This window comes from Streptomyces mayonensis, assembly GCF_018982965.1.
Taxonomy (GTDB): Bacteria; Actinomycetota; Actinomycetes; order Streptomycetales; family Streptomycetaceae; genus Streptomyces; species Streptomyces mayonensis.
In genome coordinates, this window is sequence record NZ_JACBYP010000127.1 from 1 (window position 1) to 23,182 (window position 23,182).

A 23,182-nucleotide genomic window follows, 5' to 3' on the forward strand; every position below is an offset into this window, starting at 1 on the left:
CCGCCCCCACCGGGACCTCCGCCCCCACCGGCCTCCTGCACGAGGACGTCTTCCGGTGGGCGGAGGCCGGCCCGGACCGCACGGCACTCCTGCTGCCGGACGGCGACACCCTCACGTACGGCCAACTCGTCGAACGCGCCGCCCTCGTGGCGGGAGGACTGGCCCAGCACGGTGTCCGCCCCGGCGACACGGTGGCGCTCCTGCTGCCGTGCGGCGCCGACCAGGTCGCCGCGGCCCTCGGAACGCTGGCCGCGGGCGCCGCCTGCCTGCCGCTGCGGCCGGCGGAGGACGCCGACGTCGCCGTGAAGCAGTGCGAGGCAGCGGGGGCCGCCCTCCTCGTCACCGGCACACCCGGCACCGGCACCGTGCGCACGGTCACCGTGCCCGACCTCACGGCGTCGGCCACCGCGGCCGCACCGTACCGGGGCGATGCCGGCGCTCCCGCCCTCGTCCGCCTCACCGGGCACGGCCCTGTCGCCTTCAGCCACGCGGCGGTCCAGGGCACGCTGACGGACATCCGGGCGCGGTACTCGGTGGGCGACGGGGACCGGGGGATCGCGCTGTCCGAACCGGACACGCCGCGCTCCCTGTTCGACGTCTTCGGCCTGCTCGGCGCCGGGGCGGCCCTCGTCCTGCCCGGCACCGCCGACCGGGAAGACATCGCCGCGCTGGCCCGGCTCGCGGTGAGGCACGACGTCACGGTGTGGAACAGCGGTCCGCTGCTGCTGGACCGGCTCCTCACCGAGGCGGAAGCCCCGGCAGCCGGCGTACACCTGCCCGCCGGGCTGCGCCTGGCACTGGTCTCGGGCGGCCGGGCGGGCCACGACCTGCCCCGCCGGCTGCGCGAACTGACGGACGGCGCGGCCCGGTTCGTCTCACTCACCACCGTGCCCGGCACGGCCCTGTGGGCCGGCGCGCACGAGCCGCCCGAAGCTGCTCCCACCGACGCGACGCCCATGCCGTCCGGCCCGCCGCTCGCCGGCCGGCGGCACCGGGTGGTCGACACCGCCGGACTCGACCGCCCGGACTGGGTCGGCGGCGAACTGTGGATCAGCGACGAGGGCGTCACGGAGCCGCCGGGTGACGCACCCGCCGGCCGGATCGTCGAACAGGACGGAACGCGCTGGTACCGCACCGGGAGCCGGGCGCGCCACCGGCCGGACGGAACGCTCGACCTGATCGGGCGCTCCGGGCAGCCGACCCGGATCGGCGGCCGGCACGTCGAGACGGACGAGGTCGAGACGGCCCTCGAGACGCACCCCGGCATCGCCCGGGCGGTGGTGCTCGTCACCGGAACCGAGGACGACCGCAGACTGCACGCGGTGGTCGTCCCGGCGGGCGAGCGGCCCACGGACCTCCCCGAACACCTGGAGAGGCTCCTCCCGGTGCACGCCACCCCCGGCCGCTTCACCTTCGCCGACGCGCTCGACCAGTTGCCCGTCACCGACGACGGGGACGTCGACCGGGTCGCGCTCGCGGCCTCGGTGGCGTCGGAGAACGAGGCCGGCGGACCGCCGGAGGGCGAGGTCGAGCGCCGCGTCGCGGCCGTCTGGGCCGGCCTCCTCGGCACCGAGGTGGACGACCGCAACGCCAACTTCTTCAGCGAGGGCGGCGACAGCCTCACCGCGCTGCGCCTCGTGGGAGCCGTCAACGAGTCCTTCGGCACGGACGTACCCGTGCGCGCCTTCCTGGCGGCACCGACCCTGGCAGACCTGGCGGCGCGCATCGAAAGCACGCAGGTCACCGATGAGTTCGAAGAGAGTGGAGAGATATGAGAGCGCAGGACATCGTCGCGGACCTGGAGCGGCACGGCATCCGGCTCTGGGAGGAGGACGGCAAGCTGCGCTTCCGCGCGCCCCAGGGCGCACTCACCGAGGAGCGGCGCGCGCTGCTGCGGTCCCGCCGCGAGGACGTACTGTCCCATCTGACCGAGCGGGCGCGGGCCAACCGCCTCGTCCCCGAACCCGACGCCGCCCACGAGCCGTTCCCGCTGACCGACATCCAGGGCGCGTACCTGGTCGGCCGCGGCAGCGCCTACGGCTACGGCGGCGTGGCGTGTCACGTCTACACCGAACTCGCCTACCCCGCCGACACCGACCCGGACCGGCTCAACGAGGCCTGGTGGGGGATCGTCCGACGGCACGACATGCTGCGGGCCGTCGTGCACCCGGACGGGTCCCAGGAGGTGCTGCCCGGCATCCCCGAGACGCCCATCCCCGTCGACGACATGGTGGGCGCCCCGGCAGCCGACGTGGAGCGCCGGGTGGCTGACGTCCGTGACGAACTGGCCGCGCGGGTACCGCCCACCGACCGGCCGCCGCTCTTCGAGCTGCGGATGACCCGCTGCGACGACGCGCTGCTGCTGCACCTGTCCATCGACCAGCTCATCGTGGACTACGCCAGCCTCCTGATCGTCCTCGCCGAGCTGGAGGACGTCTACCACGGCCGTCAACTGGCGCCCCTGGACGCCCGCTTCCGCGACTACGTGCTGGCCCGCCGCCGGCAGACGCTCACCAGCGAGTACAACCGGCACCGCGACTACTGGCTGCGCCGCCTGCCCGACCTGCCCGGCCCGCCGGAGCTGCCGCTCGCGGCCGGCACCGGGGCCGTCGGCCCGTTCCGCCGGTACGAGACCGTCATGAACGCCGGACAGCGCACGGCGTTCGAGACCAACGCGGCGGACCTGGGCATCCCCATGTCCGCCGCGGCCCTGACCGCCTTCGCCGAAGTGATCGGCCGCTGGAGCCGCAACCCGCACTTCATGCTCAACCTGCCCACCTTCACCCGGCTCCCGCTGCACGAGGACGTCGACCGGCTGGTGGGCGACTTCACCTCCGTCGAACTGCTCGCCGTGGACCTGCGGGAACGGCAGTCCTTCGCCGACCGCGTACGCACCGTCAGCTCCAACCTCCTCGAGGACCTCGCCCACTCGCTGTTCACGGGCAGCCAGGTGCTGACCGAGATGGCGCGGCTGAGCGAGGCCCAGACCCTTCTCATGCCGGTCGTCTTCACCAGCACCCTCGGCTCCGCCACCATGCGGCAACCCGAGGCCGTCGTCCGGCACGCCCAGACACAGACGCCCCAGGTCTGGATCGACTGCCAGGTGATGGAGCGCGGCGACGGCCTCGCCCTGAGCTGGGACGTACGGGAGGGCGTCCTCGCGGAGGGTGTCGCCGAGGACCTGTTCGGCGCCTTCACCGCTCTCATGCACCGCCTGGCCCAGGACTCCGGCAGCTGGTCCGCGCCCACCGAGATCGACCTCCCCGAGCACACCCGGGCGGTGCGGGCACGGGTGAACGACACCGGTGCCCCGGTGCCCCGCGCCCTGCTGCACGAGGCCGTGCTCGACACCGCACGGCGCACCCCGGACCGGGTGGCCGTCGTCGACCAGGACCGCGAGGTCACCTACCGCGAGCTGGTCGCCCGGGCCACCGGCGTCGCCCGGGCCCTGACGACGGCCGGCGTCGCCCCCGGCCGGCTCGTGGCGATCACGATGGACAAGGGCTGGGAGCAGGCGGCCGGCGTCCTCGGTGTGCTCATGGCCGGCGCCGCCTACCTGCCGCTGGACACCACGCAGCCGCCCCGGCGCCGGGACACGATCCTGGCCGACGCCGAGGCGCAGGCCGTACTCACCCAGTCGTGGCTGGCCGACGGCGACTGGCCGGACGGCATCCCGGTCGTCGCGGTGGACGCCCTCCCCGACAGCGAGGCCGCCGCCCCCGCGACCCAGGCCGACCCCGACTCCCTCGCCTACGTCATCTACACCTCCGGCTCGACGGGCGCGCCCAAGGGCGTGATGATCTCCCACGCCGCCGCGCTGAACACCGTCGTCGACATCAACCGCCGTTTCCGGGTCACGGCGGACGACCGTGTCTTCGCCCTGGCCCAGCTCGGCTTCGACCTGTCCGTCTACGACCTGTTCGGCCCGCTCTCGGTGGGCGCGAGCGTGGTGATGCCCCACCCCGAACGCCGCGGGGACCCCTCGAGCTGGGCCGACACGGTCAGGCGGGACCACGTCACCATCTGGAACTCGGTGCCCGGGCAGCTCCAGATGCTCCACGACTACCTGCGGTCCGACGACCCGCCGCTGCCCTCCGTCCGGCTCATGATGCTCTCCGGGGACTGGATCCCCGTCAGCCTCCCCGAAGCGGTCCGGCGCTGGGCCCCGGCCGCCGAAGTGCACAGTCTCGGCGGTGCCACCGAGGCGTCCATCTGGTCCATCCACCACCCGGTCACCGCCGCCGACCGTTCACGGCGCAGCATCCCGTACGGCAGGCCGCTGGCCAACCAGACCTTCCACGTCCTCGACTCCGCGCTGCGGTCCCGCCCGGACCTGGTCACCGGCGACCTGTACATCGGTGGAACCGGTCTGGCCCAGGGCTACTTCGGCGACGCCGAACGCACCGCGGCGGCGTTCGTCCGGCACCCGGTCACCGGCGAGCGGCTCTACCGCACCGGCGACCTCGGGCGCTACCACCCGGACGGCGTCATCGAGTTCCAGGGCCGGGCGGACACCCAGGTGAAGATCCGCGGCTACCGGATCGAACTCGGCGAGATCCAGGCGGCCGTGGAGTCCCTCCCCTCCGTCGGCGCGGCGGCCGTCGTCGTGGCCGGCGGTCCCGGCGACGCCGGCCGGACGACCCCCCGTACGCTCGCGGCCTTCGTCGAGCCCGCCCACCTCGGTGCAGCACTGCCGGTGCCGGCCCCGCTGCGGGCCGCGATCGACCGGGCCGCGCAGGACGCGGCGCAGGACGTCGACCTGCCCGCGCTCACCGCCTTCCGCACGGCGCTGAACCACGCCGCGCTCTCCGCCATGTCCGAGACCCTCGCCCCGGCGTTCGACGGAGCGGACGGCGCGCTGACGGCCGACCGGATCTGCGCGGCACTGGAGGTCGCCCCGGCGCACCACCGCCTGGTACGCCGCTGGCTGCGCGGCCTGGTGGCGGCGGGCCGGCTCAGCGAGGACGCGGGCGGCTACCGGGACCTGTCCGTCCCCGCCGCCGGCGCCACCGGACAGGCGTGGGAGGACGCGGCCGCACGCGAGCGCGAGGCCGGCTGGAGCACCGAACTGTTCGCCATGGTCCGCAACTGCGCACGTGTCCTGCCGTCCCTGCTCACCGGCCGGGCCGACCCGGCGGACCTGCCCTTCGCCGGCGCCTCCGCCGACGCGCTCGACGCCGCCTACAAGGACAACCCCGCGGCCCGCGCCCTGCACCGGGTACTGGTGGCCGGCGTCGCGGAGATGGCCCGCAGCCGGCCGGAGGGCACCCCCCTGCGGGTGATGGAGGTCGGCCTGCGCGGCGGCGGCGCCGTGACCGACCTCGTGCCCGCCCTGGGGGACACCCCCTTCGACTACCTGGCCACCGACCCGTCCGCCCGGCACCGCTCCCGGATCGAACAGCGCTTCACGGACGACCCGCGGGTCCGGCTCGCCCCCTTCGACCCGGCACAGGACCCCCGCGAACAGGGCCTCCTGCCCCACTCCGTGGACGTGCTGGTCTGCATCGGCGTACTCGACAACGTCCCCGACGCCGAGGCGGCCCTCGCCCGGCTCACCTCGCTGCTCACCCCGGGCGGCTGGCTCGTCCTGCTGCAGAACGCCGGCGACGACGACCACGCCCTGAGGATCTCCACGGAGTTCCTCCCCGAGCACGCCGGACCGTTCGCCGACGTCCGGGCCGCCGACGAGCAGTCCTTCCTGACCGCGGGACAGTGGACCGCGCTGCTCGGCGACCGGGACGGCCGCGTCGTCGCCGAGTTCCCCGCCGGAGCCGAGGAGGCCGCCGCCTACGGCCGGCGGCTGTACTTCGCGCAGCCGGGGGCGACCCGCGCCCCGGTCTCGGTGGCGGAACTGACCAGCGCCTGCGCGGATCTGCTGCCCGAGTACTCGGTGCCCACCCGCTGGCAGATACTCGACCAGCTGCCGAAGACCGCGAACGGCAAGCTGGACCGGGCCACGCTCGAGGCCTGGGCCGAGCAGACCGACCGGCAGACCGACGCCCCCGCCTCGGGCCGCCCCCGGGACGAACTGGAACGTGCCATCGCCGCCCTGTGGGCCGAACTGCTGCAGATCGAGGAGGTCGGCCGCGACGACGACCTGTTCGACCTCGGCGGTGACTCGCTGCTCGTGGCGCGCATCGTCGGCCGGCTCAGGGACGGGCTCGACGGCCTGGACGGCCTCGAGTGGGACCTGGAGTGGGAGGTCGTCCTGCGGCACCTGCTGCGCCGGCCCACGGTCGCCGGACTCGCCGAGTACCTGCGTGACGTCTCGTCGGAGCAGCAGAACGAGGGGAGCGAGGCCTCGCCGATCGTCCCGCTCGTCGAGACACCCCCGGGACGGCCGGTGACCGTCCTGGTGCACGCCGGCACCGGCACGCTCCTGCCCTACCGGCCGCTCGTCACCGAGATCCGCAACCGGACGGCCGGCCGCAACGGGCTGGTCGGCCTGGAGATCCCGGAGCTGGACACGTTCCTCAACGCCGACCCGGGCGGACTGATCGACCGGCTCGCCGCACGGTACGTGCGGGCCCTGCTCGACGCCGGACACACGTCCTTCGACGTCGTCGGCTACTGCGTGGGCGGCGTCATCGCCACCGAGGTGGCGCGCGGACTGACGGAGGCGGGTGCCGAGGTGCGCAGCCTCACCGTCATCAGCAGCCACAGCCCGACCTTCCGCATCGACGACGAACTGCTCTCCGAGTACTCGTTCTCCCTGATGATGGGCATGGACCACACCCACATCGGATTCCCGGCCGACTCCGACCGGGTGGGCGCCGCGGTCGGCGCGGTGCTCGAGCGCTCGCCCGAAGCGATCGTCGACGGGGCACTCGCCGACCTAGACGGGGAGTATGCGGACGTCGCCGAGGCGTTCACGAACCTCGAGTCCCTGCCGCGCATGGCCCGCGTCACCAGGATGTGCGAGGCGCTGCCCCCGGCCCTGGAGGGCACCTACCAGCCCGAGGGCCTGCTGCGCGCACTGCGCACCTACCAGCAGAGCACGTACGCGCTGAGCCGGCACCGGAGCGAACCGTACGCGGGCGACATCACCTTCCTGCGGCACAACGGCGCGTACCCCTTCCCGGGCAGCGCGGACACCATCACCGACCACTGGGCGAAGATCTGCCTCGGCGACCTGGCGAGCCGGGAGATCCCGGGCGAGCACTTCACCTGTATGACCGGCGACAACGTGCCGACCGTCTTCGGACACCTGCGCGAGATCATCGAAGGGATGGAAGCGTGATCGGCATTGTCGGAGCGTCCGGGGCGGTGGGGCACCACGCCGCCGCCGCCCTGGCGCGGGCGGGCGCCGGGCCGCTGCGGCTCGGCGCCCGCCGGCCCGAGGCCATCCGCGTACGGGCGGACGGGGCCGACGTGGAGACCCGCGCCGTGGACGCGCTGGACGCCGCCTCGCTCGCCGGCTTCAGTGCGGGCTGCCGCGTCGTCCTGAACTGCGCCGGGCCCAGCTACGAACTGAAGGACACGGTGGCCGGGGCCGCCCTCGCGGCGGGCGCCGACTACGTCGACGTCCTCGGCGACGACCCGGTGCACGAGGCGCTGACCGCCGCCGGCGCGGTTCCGGCCGGCCGCGCCGTCGTGCTGTCGGCCGGAACCGTGCCCGGCCTCTCCCTGCTGGTGCACCGGCGGCTGACGGAACTCGCCGAGCAGGACGCGACGCGTGCGACGCGCCTGGTCGCCTACGCCGGCGGACTGGAACGCGCCACCGCGACCGTCGCCGCCGACATCCTCCTCTCGCTCGACGTCGGCGGCGCGGGCGGCGAACGCTACGGGCAGCCGCTGGCGGCCTGGCGCAACGGCCGGCGCGTCCCGCGCGCGCTGCGCGTGAACGAGGACGCCGAGGTGCCGCACTACCCGCAGCGGGTCGCCCTGCAACCGCTGCTGACCGCCGAGATCGAGCGGGGCGCGCGCGCCACCGGCCTGGCCGAGGCCGAGTGGTACAACGTCTTCCCCGGCAGCCAGGTGCGCGCCCTGTTCACCGCCCTCCCGACCCTGCCAGTCGACACGCCCGAACAGCGCGAGGACCTGGTCCGGCGCATCATCCGGGCGGGCGAGATCGACCTGGCGGGCGCCGAGCCCTACTACCGACTGGTGCTCACCCTGTCGGGACCGGACCGGCGCCGCACCGCGGTCGTCCGCACGGACGACAGCTACCGCCTGACGGGGGCCGTCGCCGCACACACCGTCCGGTCTCTCGTGGACGGCCGCATCCCGCCCGGTCTGCACTTCGCGGGGGACGTCCTGGAGCCCGCCGGGACCATCGACGAGCTGACCCGCACCGGCGCGGCGGACTTCTCGGTCTACGAGGGCGAGGGCCACGCCGGCGAGCGGGCGGGCGACGACTTCGAGGACGGTGAGCTGTGAACGCCCCCACCGGCAGGCCGCTGCGGACCGTGGTGGCCGGCACCAACTTCGGCCGGTTCTACATCGACGCCGTGCGCGCGCACCCGGACTTCGAGCTGGCGGGCATCCTCGCCAAGGGCAGCGACCAGTCCCGCCGGGCCGCCGAACGGCTCGGCGTGCCCTGCTGGACCGGCGTCGACGAACTGCCCGACGCCGTCGACGCGGCCTGCGTCGTCGTCCCGTCGGCCGTGATGGGCGGGCCCGGCACGGAACTGAGCCAGGAGCTGCTGCGCCGGGGCGTGCACGTGCTGCAGGAACACCCCCTGCATCCGGACGAGTTGTCGGAAACCCTGCGCATCGCCAGGAAGCGCGGGCTGCAGTACCGCGTCAACACCCACTACGTCCACGTGGAGCCCGTGCGGGTCTTCCTGGAGGCGGCACGGCAACTCCGGGCCCAGCAGCAGGTGCTGCACGTCGACGCGGCGTCCCCGGTGCACGTACTGGCGCCGTTGGTCGACATCCTGGGCCGGACCCTCGGCGGCCTGCGCCCGTGGCACCTGGGGGACGTCGCGGCCGTCGGGGACGAAGTGCTCGCCGCGTCCGGCGGACGGGCGCCGGTGCGGACCCTGCACGGGGCCCTGGCCGGAGCGCCCCTGACGCTGCGGGTGCACAACCAGATCCATCCGGGGGACCGGGACAACCACGCGCTCTTCTGGCACCGTGTGGCGATCGCCACCGAGGGCGGCGTGCTGACGCTCGCGGACACCCACGGACCGGTGCTCTGGCACCCCCGGATGCACTCGCCGCGCGACGACGGGCACCGGCTGGTCTTCCGGTCCGGTCCAGGCGCGCAGTGGCTGAGGCTGCCGACGCATTCCGTCGTCGGTGGCCCGCCGCAGGACGCGCACAGCTTCGACGGGGTCTTCAACGACCTGTGGCCGTCGGCGGTGTCCGACGCGCTCGGCGGCCTGCGCGACGCGGTCGCGGAGGGCTCGGACGTGCTGCGCACCGCGCAGCACGACCTGGCGGTCTTCCACGTCTGGCGGGACCTGATGGCCCGCCTCGGTCCTCCCGAGCTGATCCGCCCGCCCGCGCCCACGCCGCTGTCCGTGGCGGACCTGACCGGCTCCGGTGCCGGTTCCGGCGCGGTCGGCCACGGCGAGGGCCGCGACCGCGGACCGGTACGGGGCGGCGCGTCACCCGGACCTGCCGGGCGCGAGCCGGCCGGTGCGGAGGGCGACGCCCCCGGCGCCGGGTACACCCAGCCGGCCGAGTTCTTCGACCTCGGCGCCCGGGAGCACACGGACCGCACCGGCCCCGCGGTGGTCGCCTCGCTCGCGGGCATCGACCCGAAGGCCGGCCCGCTGCTGGACATCGGTGCGGGAAGCGGCCTGGTGACCCGGCAGGTGGCCGCCGCCCACCCGGACTGCCGGATCGTCGCGGCCGAGCCCTCGCCGGGGATGCGCGCCATCCTCACCAGCCGGCTCGCCGAGGACCCCGGGACCGCGGAGCGGGTGACGGTGCTGCCCGACGCCGCGAACGACCTCGTCCTGCCCGACCGGATCTGCGGCGTGGTCGCCTGCGGGATGCTCGGGCACCTGGACCCCGACCGGCGCCGTGCGCTGCTGCGGGATCTGGCCGCCCGGCTCGCGCCGGGCGCGCCGCTCGTCGTCGAACTCATGGGGTTCTACGCCCCGGTGTCGATGCCGGAGACCAGGTTGCGCCAGACCGCTCTCGGCGGGCAGCGCTACGAGTGGTGGATGTCCGGCGAGCCCGCCGGTGAGGAGTTGATGCGCCTGGAGACGACCTGGCGGGTGTTCGAGGGGACACGGCTGGTGCGCGAGGTGCGGGACGCGTACCACTGGCACACGGTGACCCTGGAACGCGTCGCCGAGGAGGCGGGGCTGGCCCTCGAGAAGCCGCCGGCGCCCCACGCGGCGGCCGTCCCGCACCTGGGCGTGCTGCGCGGTGCGGGACGGCCGGCGGTCACCAGGTGACGAGTACCTGTTCCGGCCCGAAGGCGATGCCTTCGTGCCGGAACCGGACCTCGTGCAGGGGCGCCGCCGCGCGGAGCGTGGGAACACGGTCCAGGAGCGTGCTGATCGCGGTCACCAGTTCCAGGCGCGCGATGTTCTGGCCGACACACTGGTGAATGCCGTAGCTGAATGCGACATGCTGTTTTCCATTCCTCTCGAAGTCAATTTTCTCGGGATCTTGGAAAACAGTCTCGTCATGATTTGCAGCGGCCAATAGTGGAATTACTCCATCGCCCTTGCGGATCACGTGGTCACCGAACTGAATGTCCTCGGTGGCGGTGCGCAGGGCGATGGAGTCACCGACGGAAAGGACCCGGAGGAGTTCCTCGACGGCGGCCGGGAACCTGGTGTGGTCCGCGCGCAGTTCCGCGATCAGCTCAGGGTTGTCCAGCAGCGCCAGCACGCTCAGCGCGATCTGGTTCGTCGTGGTCTCCCAGCCGGCCACGACGAGGATCGCGACGGTCGTGATCAGCTCCTCGCGGGTCACCTCGCCGGTGTGCAGCCGCTCGGCTATCAGTCTGCTGAGCAGGTCATCGCCGAGGTCCCTCTCGCGTTCCGCGATGATGCCGTCCATCACGGCGGACAGGGCGCCGATGCCCTCGGCGGCGCCCTCCGCGGTGCTGGCGCCGCCGCCGAAGACCTGGGAGCCCAGGGTCCCGGTGACGCGCCGGAACCAGGGGTCGGACCGCCGCACCCCGACGAGTTCGCACATGACGGTGCTGGACACGGTGTGCGCGAAGTGGGTGACCAGGTCGACCGGAGGGCCGCCGGCGAGCAGTTCGTCGATGCGCTCGTCGACGATGCGCTGGACGTCCCGGCGCATGCGGCGCGCCTTGCGGACGGTCATCTCGGCGAGCAGCATCCGCCGGAACCGGGTGTGCTCGGGCGGATCCATCCTGATGAACGGCCTCGTCCGGGCGCCCACCTCCTGCTCGCCGTCGACGAGCGCCGGGAAGTTCGGGTGGCGGATGTCGGCGCTGACCCGGGGGTCGGCCAGCACCGCGCGGACCTCCCGGTAGCCCGTGACGATCCAGGCCGGGCGGCCGGTGGGCAGGGTCACCCGGGACACCGGGCCCTGCCTGCGGAGTTCCGCGTACTCCTCGGGCGGGGCGAAGGGGCATCCGCGGGCCATCGGAAAGGAATGGGGAGCGACGCCGGTCGCATCTGTTTCAGTCATGGCTGTCAAGTCCTTCGTACGGCGATATCGGCATCCTAGCCACCGCCACTCTCAGTTGCTATAGAAAAGTTACGTCTTCGCAGGGAAGCTTTCCAAGAGGGCTGGACGGAATCTCTGATTGATGATGGACTGCCTGGAGCGGTGACAGAAGAAGTGGTAGGAGAATGTGGTGAACAAGACGGTTCTTGGACCCTGGCTGCGCAGGCCGGTGGTTCGGCCGGAGGCGCGGCTGCGGCTCGTGTGCTTCCCGCACGCGGGCGGCGCCGCTTCCTCGTTCCGTCCCTGGCAGCGCCTGCTGCCGGACGAGGTCGAGCACGTGACCGTGCAGTACCCGGGCAGGGAGGACCGGTTCGCCGACGGTCCGGTCGACTCGATGGACGTCCTGGTCCGCGACGTCGTCGACGCCCTCCAGCCGCTGCTCGACCGGCCCTTCGCCCTCTTCGGCCACAGCATGGGCAGCGCGGTCGCCTACGAGGTGGCCCAGGAGTTGCGGCGCCGGGGCCTCGGGGTGCCGGTCCGGCTGCTGGCCGCCGGCCGGGCGTCGCCCCACCACGCGGCGGTGGGTGACATCCATCGGCAGGACGACAGCGCGCTGGCCGGCGAACTGGCGCGCTACGGAGGGACGCCCCAAGAGGTGCTGGCCGACCCGGAGTTGCGTGCCGCCATCCTGGGGTACGTCCGCAGCGACTACCGGCTGATCGAGACCTACCGGCCGTCCTCCGCCGAGCCGCTGGACTGTCCGGTCAGCGTCTTCTTCGGCTCCCGGGACCCCGAGTGCGGCCCGCGGGACGCCGAGACGTGGTCGGGCACCACCCGGCACCCCCTGACCGTCACGCCCTTCGACGGCGGTCACTTCTTCCTCGTTCCCCAGCGCGCCCCGCTGGCCGAGGCCATCGCCCGGGACCTGGGCCTCGACCTGCGGCACCCCGCGCGTACCTGGCCTAGCACCCCCTGAGACCCGTCAGACCTGCGAGACCAGTCAGACACGTCAGAGATGTCAGACCTGTGAGACCTGAAAGGACGTCACCGCCATGGTCGCGGACTACTACACCGCCTCCGCGGAGTTCTACGAGATGGTGGCCGCGCGCCACGTGCAGACGAGTGCCGGCCCGCTCACGGCCGCCCTGGCGGGGGTCGACGCCTCTCGCGGTCCCGTCGTGGAGATCGGCGCGGGCACGGGGCGGATCACCGAAGTCATCGCCCGGGCACTGCCCGCAGCCTCGGTCATCGCCGCGGAACCGTCCGTTCCGATGCGGGCGATGCTGACCAGCCGGGTGTTCGGGGACGAGGACCTGCGCAAGCGGGTGACGGTCGTGGCGGAGCCCGCCCAGGAGCTGACCCTGCCCGACACCGTCGCCGCGGTGGTGATCTTCGGTGTGGTCGGCCACCTCTCCAGGGCCGAACGCGTCGACCTGTGGCGGAACCTGCGCGGCAGACTGCCCGAGGGTGCGCCGATCGTCGTGGAGCTGATGGGGGTCGGCAGGGCCCGCCGGGTGCCGCCGTTCAGGATGCTGCGCGAGACGATCGGTGAGCAGACCTACGAGTGGTGGACGGAGGCCGAGCCCCTGGAGGGCGAGGTGATGCGCTGGAGGACGTCCTGGAAGGTCTTCCGCCGGGGTGGGCTGGTGCGCACCAACTCCGACACCTATGACTGGGAGAACCTCAGCCTCGAGCAGCTCGCGCGGGAGGCCGGGATGAGCAGCAGCCTGGTGAGCGCCGCGGGCGTTCCGGGGTCGCCGGAGATCGGCAGGCTGATCCGCTGACGCCGCCTCAAGTGTATTGACAATCGTTTTCATTAGTACTTGTATGGGTGACACCCGACCCGTCCCTGCCGGGCCGTACGCCTGCGAGTGCGCTGACGGGCCGACCCGCGAGACGGGCCGCGCCCCCTCTTGGAGCGCCGGCCGCACGACCACGGCCGCCGGTGCCCGCTGCCAACCCGAAAGCGAGAACATCCCGTGACCCGTCGGGAACCCTTCCCCGAGCGCAAACTCACCTTCACCGGCGATCCCGTGGCCGTCGCCGCCGCCCTGTCGGCGGGCACCGACGCGCCCCACCTCCTCTACGAGCAGGAGGGCGCCGTCACCTGGAGCGAGGGCGAGTCCGTCGTGGTCGAGGCGGACGCGGCCTTCGTCAGGATGCACGGCAGGGGCGTCGAGACCACCCGGCTGCCCGCGGGCACCCATCCGCTGGCCACCGCCGGGGAGCTCCTGCGGACACGGACCGGCGGCATCGGGTCGGCGCACGGCTGGCTGTCCTTCGAACTCGCCCACGCCTACCACGGGAACGGCGCGGCGGGCGGTGGGACACTCGCCCGGTTCGTCGTCCCCGAGCGGGAGATCGAACTGACGGACACCGCCGCCGTACTGCGGGCCGACGGACCGGACGCCCTCGACGACCTGGAGAGACGTCTGCACGCCGCCGCGGCCACGGCCGGCGAACCCGCCGCCGCGCGCGCCGCCGTGGACCTCGAGGAGCACGCCGACCGGTACCGTGCCGCCGTGGCCGACGCCGTACGCGCCATCCACGCGGGGGAGTTGGACAAGGCCATCGTCTCCCGCACGGTCTCCGCCCCGGACGGGATCGACCTTCCGGCCACCTACGTGGCGGGACGGCGCAGCCACCTCCCCGCCCGCTCCTTCCTGCTGCGGCACGGCGGCTGGGAGGCCGCCGGCTTCAGCCCGGAGATCGTGGCCCGGATCGACGCCGACGGCCTCGTCACGGCGCAGCCGCTGGCCGGCACCCGCGCGCTGACCGGCGACCCGGCCGCGGACGCCGCCCGTCGCGCCGAACTCCACCGCGACGCCAAGGAGGTGTACGAACACGCCGTCTCCGTACGTCTGGTGCAGGAGGAGATGAACGCGGTGTGCCTGCCGGAGTCGGTGCGCACCGAGGAGTTCATGGGCGTCGAGGAACGCGGCAGCGTGCAGCACCTCGCCTCCCGGCTGCGGGGGCGGCTCGCCCCGGGCCGCGACCGGTGGGACGCGCTCGCCGCCCTCTTCCCCGCGGTGACCGCCTCCGGCATACCCAAGGGCCCCGCGCTCGAGGCGATCCGCCGTTCCGAGGACCGGGAACGCGGCCTCTACAGCGGCGCGGTGGTGCGGCTGGAGGCCGACGGCACCCTGGACGCCGCGTTGGTGCTGCGCACCGTCCTGCGCCGGGGCGACCGGACCTGGCTGCGTGCCGGGGCCGGCATCGTGGCGGGATCCGATCCGGAACGGGAGCTGGAGGAGACCCGGGAGAAGCTCCGGGCGGTCAGCGGTCATCTGGTGCCCGCCGCTCCGGCGAAGACGCCGGGCGACGCGGCCTCTACGCCCCCGCCCGCCTCCGTGACGGCCCCGTGAGCCGCGCAGGCCTCGGGCGCGCATGGTGACGCCGCGGTGACGCCCCGAACGGCCCGCGGTACGCCGGCCCCGCCCCCCGCGGACCGGCGCAGCCTGCCCCCAGGGGTGCGCCCGGCCCGGGTGGGCACGGCGTGCGGCCGTCTGCCCGGTGTTCCGGCCTCTTCGACGACACCCTGGAGGGCAACATCCGCGTCGGCCGGCCCGGGGCCACCGACGAGGAGGTGGCCGAGGCGGCCAGGACCGCCGGCGTCGACGAGATCGTCGAGCGGCTGCCGGACGGCCTGGCCACGCGCGTCGGTGAGGGCGGGGCCTCGCTGTCCGGCGGCGAGCGGCAACGTGTCTCCGTCGCCCGTGCCGTCCTCAAACGTGCCCCCGTCGTCCTGCTCGACGAGGCGACCGCCGCCCTCGACCCGGAGAACGAGAAGTACGTCCAGCAGGCACTGCGGATCCTGATGCGGGACTCCATCCTGCTGGTGATCGCCCACCAGTTGTCCACCGTCGTGGCCGCCGACCAGATCCTCGTCCTGGACGGGGGCCGGATCTGCGAGCGCGGCACCCACGAGGAACTGCTCGCCGCCCACGGCCCGTGCGCCCGCTTCTGGGAGCGGCGCCGCCGCAGCCGCGGCTGGCGCCTGGTACCGGCCGGCGAGGCCGGGGCGCCCCGCTGACGGGCGCCGGCGCCGAGGTTCTCTCCTCCGAGCCGTCCCTCCGGGCTCCGTGCCCCGGAGGGACGGCTTCTGGCATCCGTCACCGCTCCGGGGACGCGGCGGGCGGTGGACGGTCCGCGCGCGTCACGCACCGAACGGACGGCGGGATTCCGGGCGGTACCGGGGTCGTCTCCGCACGGCCGTTCGGAGAAGGAGGCTTAGCGGCGCGCGCACTTGGAAACGATAATCACGAACTGATCATGGAGGACGACAAATTCAGTGATTGACTGACATGGGAGGTACTTCGTGAAGGACGCGCCCTTGTATCTGAGGCCGCGGGTCGACCCACCGCTCGCCTCGTTGCTGGGGGACGCGCCGTTCCTGCACTCCCTGGTCGACGCACTGGGATCACCACTGAACGTGCTGCTCCCGGAAGTCGTCGCCGAGAACGCGGAACGCTTCCGGTCCGTCTACCGGCGTCACCACCTCGCCGGACGGGTGTACTTCGCCCACAAGGCGAATCGTTCCAGCGCCCTGGTGCGCCGACTCGCGGCCTGCGACCCGGCCGCCGTCGGCATCGACGTGGCCTCCCTCGAGGAGTTGCGGCACGCGCTGAGCTGCGGGTTCACCGGAGACCGGGTGATGGCGACCGGCCCGAAGGACGCCGAGTTCCTGTGGCTGGCCGCCCGGACCGGCGCGACGGTGAACGTCGACTCGCTCGCCGAGCTGGACCAACTGGCCGAAACCGTCCGGCAGTACGCCCTGCCCAGGACGGACGTGCTGGTGCGGCTGTCCGGGTTCGAGTCGGAAACCGGACCCGGCGGCGCGGGCACCCGGGTGCTCTCGCGCCGCAGCCGCTTCGGCACCCCGGTCGCCGAGGCGGACCGCCTCTGGACGGCGCTGGAACGCCACGCCGACAGCCTCGAACTCGTGGGCCTCGCCTACCACCTGGACACCACCGGCCTGGAGGAGAAGGGCCGGGCCCTGGAGCGCTGCGTGCTGCTCATGGACGAGTGCCGCGCACGGGGCCTCGCACCGCGCGCCGTGGACATCGGCGGCGGTTTCGGCGTCGGCTACGTCGAGGACGCCGGAGAGTGGGAGCGCTGGACGACCGCCCTGAGCGAGGCGGTCCTCGGCACCCGCCCGCCCCTGACCTGGCGCGGCCACGGATACGGCCTGCGCAACGAGGCCGGCACGGTCCGCGGCAGCGCCGCCCTCTACCCGGCCCACCGCCCCACCGCGGGCCCCGGCTACCTCGACGCGCTCCTGACCGGCCCGGCACCCGTCCTCGGCCGCACTCCCGCCACCCTGCTCCTGGAACACCTCCACGACCTGTACGTCGAACCCGGACGCGCCCTAGTCGACCAGTGCGGCCTGTCGCTGGCCCGGGTGCTGGAGGTGCGGCCCCTGGACGGCGACCCCGGCCGGTTCCTGGTACGCCTCGGCATGAACGCGGGAGACGTCAGCCTGGAGGAACACGGGGTCCTGGTCGACCCGGTGCTGCTGCCGCGCCGGGGCGCCCCGGACGACTCGGCGGACGGCGGACCGGTGGGGGTCCACCTCGTCGGCAACCTCTGCCTGGAGGCCGACCTGATCACCCGCCGGCTGGTGTTCCTGCCCCGCACACCCCGGCCGGGAGACCTGCTGGCCTTCGTCAACACCGCCGGCTACGTCATGGACTTCCACGCCCACCACGCGCAACGCCAGCCGTCGGCACGGACGGTCGCGGTCACGGACGAGGGCGGGACCCGCCGCTGGTGTCCCGACGAGAACTACTGGCCGCTCACACACCCGCAGGGAGCGTCGGCATGAGGTACGACAGCATCACCGAAGCCATCGGCAACACACCGCTGGTCCGCATCGACCCGTCGGTGCACGGTCTGCGCCACATCGACCTGTACGCCAAACTGGAGATGCTGAACCCGTTCGGGTCCGTCAAGGACCGGCCGGCCTGGCACATGGCCCGCCCGCACCTTCAGGACGCGGCGGGCGGCGACGGGACGGTCGTCGAGCTGTCCAGCGGCAACACGGCCAAGGCGCTCGCCCTGCTGGCCGGAATGCACGGGCTCAGGTTCAAGAGCGTGACCAACCGGATGCGCGTGCCCGAGATCAAGGAGCTGCTCCTGCTGCTGGGTGCCGAGATCGAGGAACTGCCCGGCCAGAGCGAGTGTCTCGACCCCACCGACACGGACGACCCGCTCACCCGCTTCCACCAGGCGCTCTCCGAGCCCGGCAGCACCTACCTGCACACCGACCAGTACTTCAACCCGCGCAACGTCGAGGCACACGCGGCCGGGACCGGGCCCGAGATAGTCAAGGACCTGGACGGGCGGGCGCCGGACTGGTTCATTGCCTGCGTGGGCACCGCCGGGTCCTCCACGGGCGTCGCCCGCGTCCTGCGCGAACACGACCCCGACGTACGGGTGCTCGGGCTGGTAGCAGACAAGTCGGACTTCATCCCGGGCATCCGCACCATCGACGAGGTGCACCAGGTCGGCCTGTTCGACCCCGCGACCTACGACTCGCTCGCCCCGGTCACCTCGCAGCAGGCCATCGACGGCATGCTCACCCTGATCCGCCGCTGCGGACTCCTCTCGGGACCGACCGGCGGCGCCGCCTACGAAGGCGCGGTACGCCACCTGGCCGCCGTCGACGCCGGGTTGGAGGGCACCGGCCGCCGCGAGAGCGCGGTGTTCATCGTGTGCGACCGGGCCGAGAGCTACCTGAGCTACGTGCGCCAGCGCCGGCCCGAGCTGCTGGGCAAGGCCCGGCGCGGGCACTCGGCGGCGTCCCTCGGCGACGACGAGATCAGGGCGGAGGCCAGGGTGGCCGGCGTCGACGAGGCACGGCGCTGGATCGCGGAGGGCGAACCCCGTCCGCTGGTCGTGGACCTGCGCGGCCCGCACGCCTACGCCGCCCTGCACATCGAGGGCTCGGTGAACATCGTCGACGAACTCTTCGAGGAACTGGTGCGCGGGGGACTGCCGTTCAGCAAGCGCACCCCGGTCCTGCTCGCCTGTCCGGTGGGGGAGAAGTCGCTGCGCTACGCCGCGCTGCTCTCCCGCATGGGCCATCCGGACGTGCGGAGTCTGGCGGGCGGCATCGTGGCCTGGCGGGACGCCGGGGCACCGCTGGTGAGGGAGTGAACACCATGTCGGACGAGGCATGTTCCGGGCGGGCGCGGGAGGAAGCGGTCCGCTGGCAGCAGGAGTTGAGGGCGCAGTTCCCCATCGTCACCGCGCATCCGGACCTCGCGTACCTCGACAGCGCGGCGACCTCGCAGAAGCCGCGGGTCGTCGTCGAGGCCGTGGAGAGCTACCTCACCACGTCCAACGCCAACGCGGGCCGCGGCACCTACCCCTGGGCCAACCGCACCACGGAACTGGTGGAGCGGACCCGCGAACGGGTCAAGGAGTTCCTGGGGGACCCCCAACCGCAGTATTCGGACGTCCACTTCACCAGCGGCACCACCGAGGGCCTGCGCACCGTCGCCCGCGACTGGCTGGTGCCGTACCTCGGCGACGGCGACGAGATCCTCGTCCCGTTCGCCGACCACCGGGCCAACCTGGAACCCTGGCTGGAAGCCCGTCAGCTGCTGGCCGAGCGCGGTGTCGACGTCACGGTGCGGGCCCTGCCCCGCCAGGAGTCCTCCGGCGACTACGACCACCGCGCCCTCGCCGGGGTCGTCGGCCCCCGCACCCGGTTCGTCGCGGCGACCCACGTCCACCACGTCTACGGCGGCGACATGAACGTGCACCGCCTGCGCGCCGCCGTGGGCCCCGACGTACCGATCTGCCTGGACGCCGCGCAGAGCGTCGGCCACCTCCCCGTCCGGGTGGACGACCCGGAGCTCGACGTGGACTTCGTCGTCTTCTCCGGGCACAAGGCGCTGGCCCTGCCCGGCACGGGAGCGGTCTGGGCGCGCAACACGCGGGGGCCGCGGCTGCGTCCCGGAGGCTGGCAGGGTACCCCCAACACGGTGGGCATCGTGTCGCTCCTGGCGGCGCTCGACTGGCTGGACGCGGCCGGATGCGAACGGATCGGCCGCCATCTCACCCGGCTGGCCACCCGCCTGACGGACCGGCTGCACCGCCTGGAGAGCTACGAGATCCTCGGCTGTCCCGCCGGGCTCGCCGCGGACAGCGCGCTGCCCGAGGACCAGCGCCGGCACGGGATCGTCACGTTCCGGCACCGCGACATCCCCTCCGACGACCTGGGATTCATCCTCTACAGCCACGGATTCATGGTGCGGGCCGACAGCCTCTGCCAGGCCGGGGCCGACGAGAAGAACGGATCCGTGCGGGTCAGCCTGCACGTCTACAACACGGAGGAGGAGATCGACCGGCTGCTGGCCGTTCTCGCCTCACTGGAGTGAACGGCTATTGATAACCGTTTCCACCTGTACGCTGCGTGGTAGTTGCGACAGGTGAGAGACGAACGAGGTGTGACGGCCGGATGGGCGTGAGCATGGGAGCGGCCAGTATGTGGGTGGAGCGCTGGGAGCGGCAGCAGCAGCGGTACGCGGTGGACCGCGAGGAGCGGTTCGCGGTGATCGCGGACGTCACGGAGCACCTCTGCGCCGGCCGCGACCGGCCGCTCCTGCTCGACCTGGGCTGCGGTCCCGGCTCGCTGTCCGCCCGGCTCGCCCGCCGCCTGCCGCACGCGGAGATCGTCGCCGTCGACATGGACCCCGTCCTGCTGGAACTGGGGCGGACCCACCACTCGGACTCCGCGCGGTACGTGGACGCGGTGATCGGCGAGGACGGCTGGACGGACGCACTGGGGCTGGACCGCCCCGTGGACGCCGCCGTCACGACGACGGCCCTGCACTACCTCCCGGCCCCCGTCCTGCTGCGCACCTACCGCAGCCTCGCCGCCCTCCTGCGCCCCGGCGGCGCCCTCGTCAACGGGGACCACTTCCCGCCGGACGGGTCGCCCTGCTCGGAGCTGACCGCTCACGTGGGGCGCCGCCGGGCCGAACGGACCGGTGCGCACGGGCGCGAGGACGAGGACTGGGAGTCGTGGTGGGAGGCCGCGGCGGCCGACCCGGAGCTGACCGACCTGTTCGAGCAGCGGCAGAAGAACCGGTCGTCCTCGGGCAACGGCAACCGGCACCTCTCCGTGGGCGCCCACACCCGGCTGCTGCGCCGGTCGGGCTTCGGACACGTGACGCCGGTGTGGCAGGTCGGGGACAGCTGCGTACTGGCGGCGCTGAAGAGCTGAGCCGGCCACAGGGCGGGGCCGGGGTGGCCGCATGGGGGAGGGTCACGCACCGTGACCGAATTTGATCGGGTTCGACTGGTCCTCGGCGTACCCCGAACGAGTGCTGAAATGGAGTATCGCTCTGTAGTGCGAGGCCTCATACCAGAGCGGGACGTTGTGCGAGGGAGTTTGCCAACTGCCCACCGCACATGACGGGCAGGCGACTACTGTCAGTGGCCGTCGGGCGACGTAGGGCCGACGGAAAAGCACCCGGAGACGCGGCCGGACGGGTAACCGGTCACGCGTCCGGACACGCACACGGACCAGTACGAGGACACCGATGTCTCACCTCCGCGCCCCGGCCGCGCGAGCAGACCGCCGCGAGGGCGGGCGGCACGGCCGGCCGGCGGCCCCACGCACCGCCCCCGCGCTCCCCGACACGCACATACGGTCCCAGCTCCTGCGTCTCGCCGTGCTGCCGCCGGTCGCCGTCGCCCTCAGCGCCTGCGCCGTCGTCCTGTTCACCGTCCGGTCCACCGGCGTCCGGCCCGGCCCCGTCCTGTGGGGCATGCTGGCCGGCGCCGTCTCGGTGACCGCAGCGGCCGTCGTCATCGCCGCCGTCGCCGCCGACCGCGCCGCGCGGTCGGTGCAGGAGCGCGTCGGCGCGCTGCGCGACGCGACCGCCCGCCAGGAGAGCGAACTGCGCACCGTCGTCGAGGCGTTGCGCCGCGGCGAGACCCCGGCCCGGCGCACGCCGCGCGGCGGACCGCCGGACGACGCCGACGACTTCGAACTCCTCGCCGCCGACCTCTCCCGCGCCCACGACGGCGCCGTCACCGCCGTCGTACGGGCCGCCCAGCTCTCCAGCCAGGCCGGCAGCGAACAGAAGCTCGAAGTCTTCCTCAACCTCGCCCGGCGCCTCCAGTCGCTGGTCCACCGTGAGATCTCCATCCTGGACGAGCTGGAGAACGAGATCGAGGACCCCGACCTCCTCAAGGGCCTCTTCCACGTCGACCACCTCGCCACCCGCATCCGCCGCCACGCCGAGAACCTCGCCGTGCTCGGCGGGGCCGTCTCCCGCCGCCAGTGGAGCAACCCGGTGGACATGACCGAGGTGCTGCGCTCGGCGATCGCCGAGGTCGAGCAGTACTCCCGGGTCCGGCTGGTCCCGCCGATCGACGGCACCCTGCGCGGCCACGCCGTCGCCGACGTCATCCACCTGCTGGCCGAACTCGTCGAGAACGCCACCCTGTTCTCCGCCCCGCAGACCCAGGTGCTGATGCGCGCCGGCCTCGTCACCTCGGGCCTCGCCGTAGAGGTCGAGGACCGCGGGCTCGGCATGCCCGCCGGCGAACAGGACCGGATGAACGCCCTGCTCGCCGACCCCGACCAGGTCAACGTCGGCCGCCTCCTCGCGGACGGCCGCATCGGGCTCTTCGTCGTCTCCCAGCTCGCCAGGCGGCACGGGATCACCGTCCGGCTGCAGACCAACATCTACGGCGGTGTCCAGGCCGTACTGGTCGTACCGCAGGCCCTGCTGGGCACGGAGCCGGGTGCCCTCCCGGGCGGCGCGGCCGGGCCGCCCGAGGTCACCGGTACCGGTCCCGTACCCGTACCGGCGCCCCGGCAGCACCCCCGGCCGGCGGGCGCCGTACCACCGCCACCGTCCGCCCCCGCACCGGGCGCGCGGACCAGGCACACGGTGCAGACGGGACCGGCCCCGGCGGCTCACCCCGCGCCCGCGCCCCCATCCGCCGCACCGGTCCCGGCGGCACCCCTTCCGACGCCCCCGGACACCGGCCCCGGCCCGGTCCCCGCTCCCGCGCCGTCCCCGGAGCGGAACCGGCACCGGCGCGCCGACGGCGAGCCCCTGCCGCTGCCCGTGCGCGGCACCCACCGGAACCGGCCCACCCCGGCGGCGGCCGTGCCCGGTGTCCGGCCCGAGGACCGGGGCGTCGTCGCCGAACACGCGGCCACCCCGCCCGTCCCGCGGCACAGCGCGGTCCGCGGCACCATGGGCAAACCCCAACTGCCCCGCCGCCGCGCCCAGGAACACATCGCACCCCAGCTGCGCGGCGGCCCCGCCCCGCGTCAGGAACCCGAGCAGTACACCGGGCACGACCCCGGCCTGATGGCGGCCTTCCAGCGCGGCATCGGCCTGGCGGAGGCGGCCCAGCGCACGGAGTCCGCCCCGCCGGAGCAACCGCGCAGCCCGGCCCCGGTGCCCACAAAGCCCGCACCCCTCGCACCGGCCGCCACCCACCCGGCGCCACCGGAAACGGCCCCCGGGGACCCGCCCCCGCCGCCCCCCCGCCCCGCCCCGCGGCCCCCCCCCCGCCGGGGCGGGGGGGGGGGGCGGGCTGGCGGCGGGGGGGGGGGGGGCGGCCGGGCCCCCCCCGGGGCCCAGCTGGTCGGTGC

Annotated in this window: 13 protein-coding genes and 1 pseudogene; 13 read left to right on the plus strand and 1 reads right to left on the minus strand. The window is 73.8% G+C overall.

All coding sequences use genetic code 11. The features are described 5' to 3' along the window. From HZS56_RS31975 to HZS56_RS31990, 4 genes are all read left to right on the plus strand, one after another. Nucleotides 1-1,775 (plus strand): non-ribosomal peptide synthetase (locus tag HZS56_RS31975; RefSeq protein ID WP_216724310.1); only part of this gene is annotated, 1,775 nt, incomplete at its 5' end. Then, on the plus strand, nucleotides 1,772-7,240 hold the full coding sequence (locus HZS56_RS31980; RefSeq protein WP_216724311.1) for a non-ribosomal peptide synthetase: 5,469 nt from the start codon (nucleotides 1,772-1,774) through the stop codon (nucleotides 7,238-7,240). The genes HZS56_RS31975 and HZS56_RS31980, both read left to right, overlap by 4 nt. Further along, nucleotides 7,237-8,379 (plus strand): saccharopine dehydrogenase NADP-binding domain-containing protein, encoded by a 1,143-nt coding sequence (locus tag HZS56_RS31985; RefSeq protein ID WP_216724312.1) that lies wholly within the window; start codon nucleotides 7,237-7,239, stop codon nucleotides 8,377-8,379. Before HZS56_RS31980 ends, HZS56_RS31985 begins: the two co-directional genes overlap by 4 nt. Further along, the gene (locus HZS56_RS31990; RefSeq protein WP_216724313.1) at nucleotides 8,376-10,355 is read left to right on the plus strand and encodes a Gfo/Idh/MocA family oxidoreductase; all 1,980 of its coding nucleotides are present in this window, start codon (nucleotides 8,376-8,378) and stop codon (nucleotides 10,353-10,355) included. Before HZS56_RS31985 ends, HZS56_RS31990 begins: the two co-directional genes overlap by 4 nt. Here the strand turns inward: HZS56_RS31990 and HZS56_RS31995 are convergent. Further along, nucleotides 10,345-11,571 (minus strand): cytochrome P450, encoded by a 1,227-nt coding sequence (locus tag HZS56_RS31995; protein ID WP_216724314.1) that lies wholly within the window; start codon nucleotides 11,569-11,571, stop codon nucleotides 10,345-10,347. The two genes, HZS56_RS31990 and HZS56_RS31995, sit on opposite strands and share 11 nt — an antisense overlap. A 169-nt stretch (nucleotides 11,572-11,740) precedes the next feature. On the opposite strand from HZS56_RS31995, the gene HZS56_RS32000 reads away from it, so the two are divergent. The 9 genes and pseudogenes from HZS56_RS32000 to HZS56_RS32040 form a co-directional block, all read left to right on the plus strand. Next, on the plus strand, nucleotides 11,741-12,526 hold the full coding sequence (locus HZS56_RS32000) for a thioesterase II family protein (protein WP_308408208.1): 786 nt from the start codon (nucleotides 11,741-11,743) through the stop codon (nucleotides 12,524-12,526). 76 nt (nucleotides 12,527-12,602) lie between these two features. Beyond that, nucleotides 12,603-13,334, plus strand: a complete 732-nt coding sequence (locus HZS56_RS32005; RefSeq protein ID WP_216724316.1) for a class I SAM-dependent methyltransferase — start codon at nucleotides 12,603-12,605, stop codon at nucleotides 13,332-13,334. A 195-nt stretch (nucleotides 13,335-13,529) separates the two neighbouring features. Continuing rightward, complete coding sequence (locus HZS56_RS32010; RefSeq protein WP_216724317.1) at nucleotides 13,530-14,915, plus strand: salicylate synthase; 1,386 nt, start codon at nucleotides 13,530-13,532, stop codon at nucleotides 14,913-14,915. Nucleotides 14,916-15,073: 158 nt separating this feature from the next. Then, a pseudogene (locus HZS56_RS32015) lies at nucleotides 15,074-15,583 on the plus strand (ATP-binding cassette domain-containing protein); the annotation flags it as partial. A gap of 285 nt (nucleotides 15,584-15,868) precedes the next feature. Next, nucleotides 15,869-17,374 carry a Y4yA family PLP-dependent enzyme gene (locus HZS56_RS32020; protein WP_216724318.1) on the plus strand — a complete coding sequence of 502 codons (1,506 nt, stop codon included), beginning with the start codon at nucleotides 15,869-15,871 and terminating at the stop codon, nucleotides 17,372-17,374. Further along, entirely contained in the window at nucleotides 17,371-18,708 is a 1,338-nt protein-coding gene (locus tag HZS56_RS32025; RefSeq protein ID WP_216724319.1) for a pyridoxal-phosphate dependent enzyme, read from the plus strand. The genes HZS56_RS32020 and HZS56_RS32025 overlap by 4 nt, the downstream gene beginning before the upstream one ends. Nucleotides 18,709-18,713: 5 nt before the next feature. Beyond that, nucleotides 18,714-19,937 (plus strand): aminotransferase class V-fold PLP-dependent enzyme, encoded by a 1,224-nt coding sequence (locus HZS56_RS32030; RefSeq protein ID WP_216724320.1) that lies wholly within the window; start codon nucleotides 18,714-18,716, stop codon nucleotides 19,935-19,937. Nucleotides 19,938-20,017: 80 nt separating this feature from the next. Continuing rightward, entirely contained in the window at nucleotides 20,018-20,785 is a 768-nt protein-coding gene (locus tag HZS56_RS32035; protein WP_216724321.1) for a class I SAM-dependent methyltransferase, read from the plus strand. A 319-nt stretch (nucleotides 20,786-21,104) separates the two neighbouring features. Beyond that, the coding region (locus HZS56_RS32040; protein ID WP_253915241.1) for a sensor histidine kinase at nucleotides 21,105-23,182 on the plus strand (2,078 nt) is incomplete at its 3' end.

Excerpts from the sequence above, each read along its gene's own strand:
- HZS56_RS31980 (WP_216724311.1), top strand. The coding sequence starts at position 1,772 with ATGAGAGCGCAGGACATCGTCGCGGACCTGGAGCGGCACGGCATCCGG.
- HZS56_RS31995 (WP_216724314.1), bottom strand. The coding sequence starts at position 11,571 with ATGACTGAAACAGATGCGACCGGCGTCGCTCCCCATTCCTTTCCGATG.
- HZS56_RS32005 (WP_216724316.1), top strand. The coding sequence starts at position 12,603 with ATGGTCGCGGACTACTACACCGCCTCCGCGGAGTTCTACGAGATGGTG.
- HZS56_RS32025 (WP_216724319.1), top strand. The coding sequence starts at position 17,371 with ATGAGGTACGACAGCATCACCGAAGCCATCGGCAACACACCGCTGGTC.
- HZS56_RS32030 (WP_216724320.1), top strand. The coding sequence starts at position 18,714 with ATGTCGGACGAGGCATGTTCCGGGCGGGCGCGGGAGGAAGCGGTCCGC.
- HZS56_RS32035 (WP_216724321.1), top strand. The coding sequence starts at position 20,018 with ATGGGCGTGAGCATGGGAGCGGCCAGTATGTGGGTGGAGCGCTGGGAG.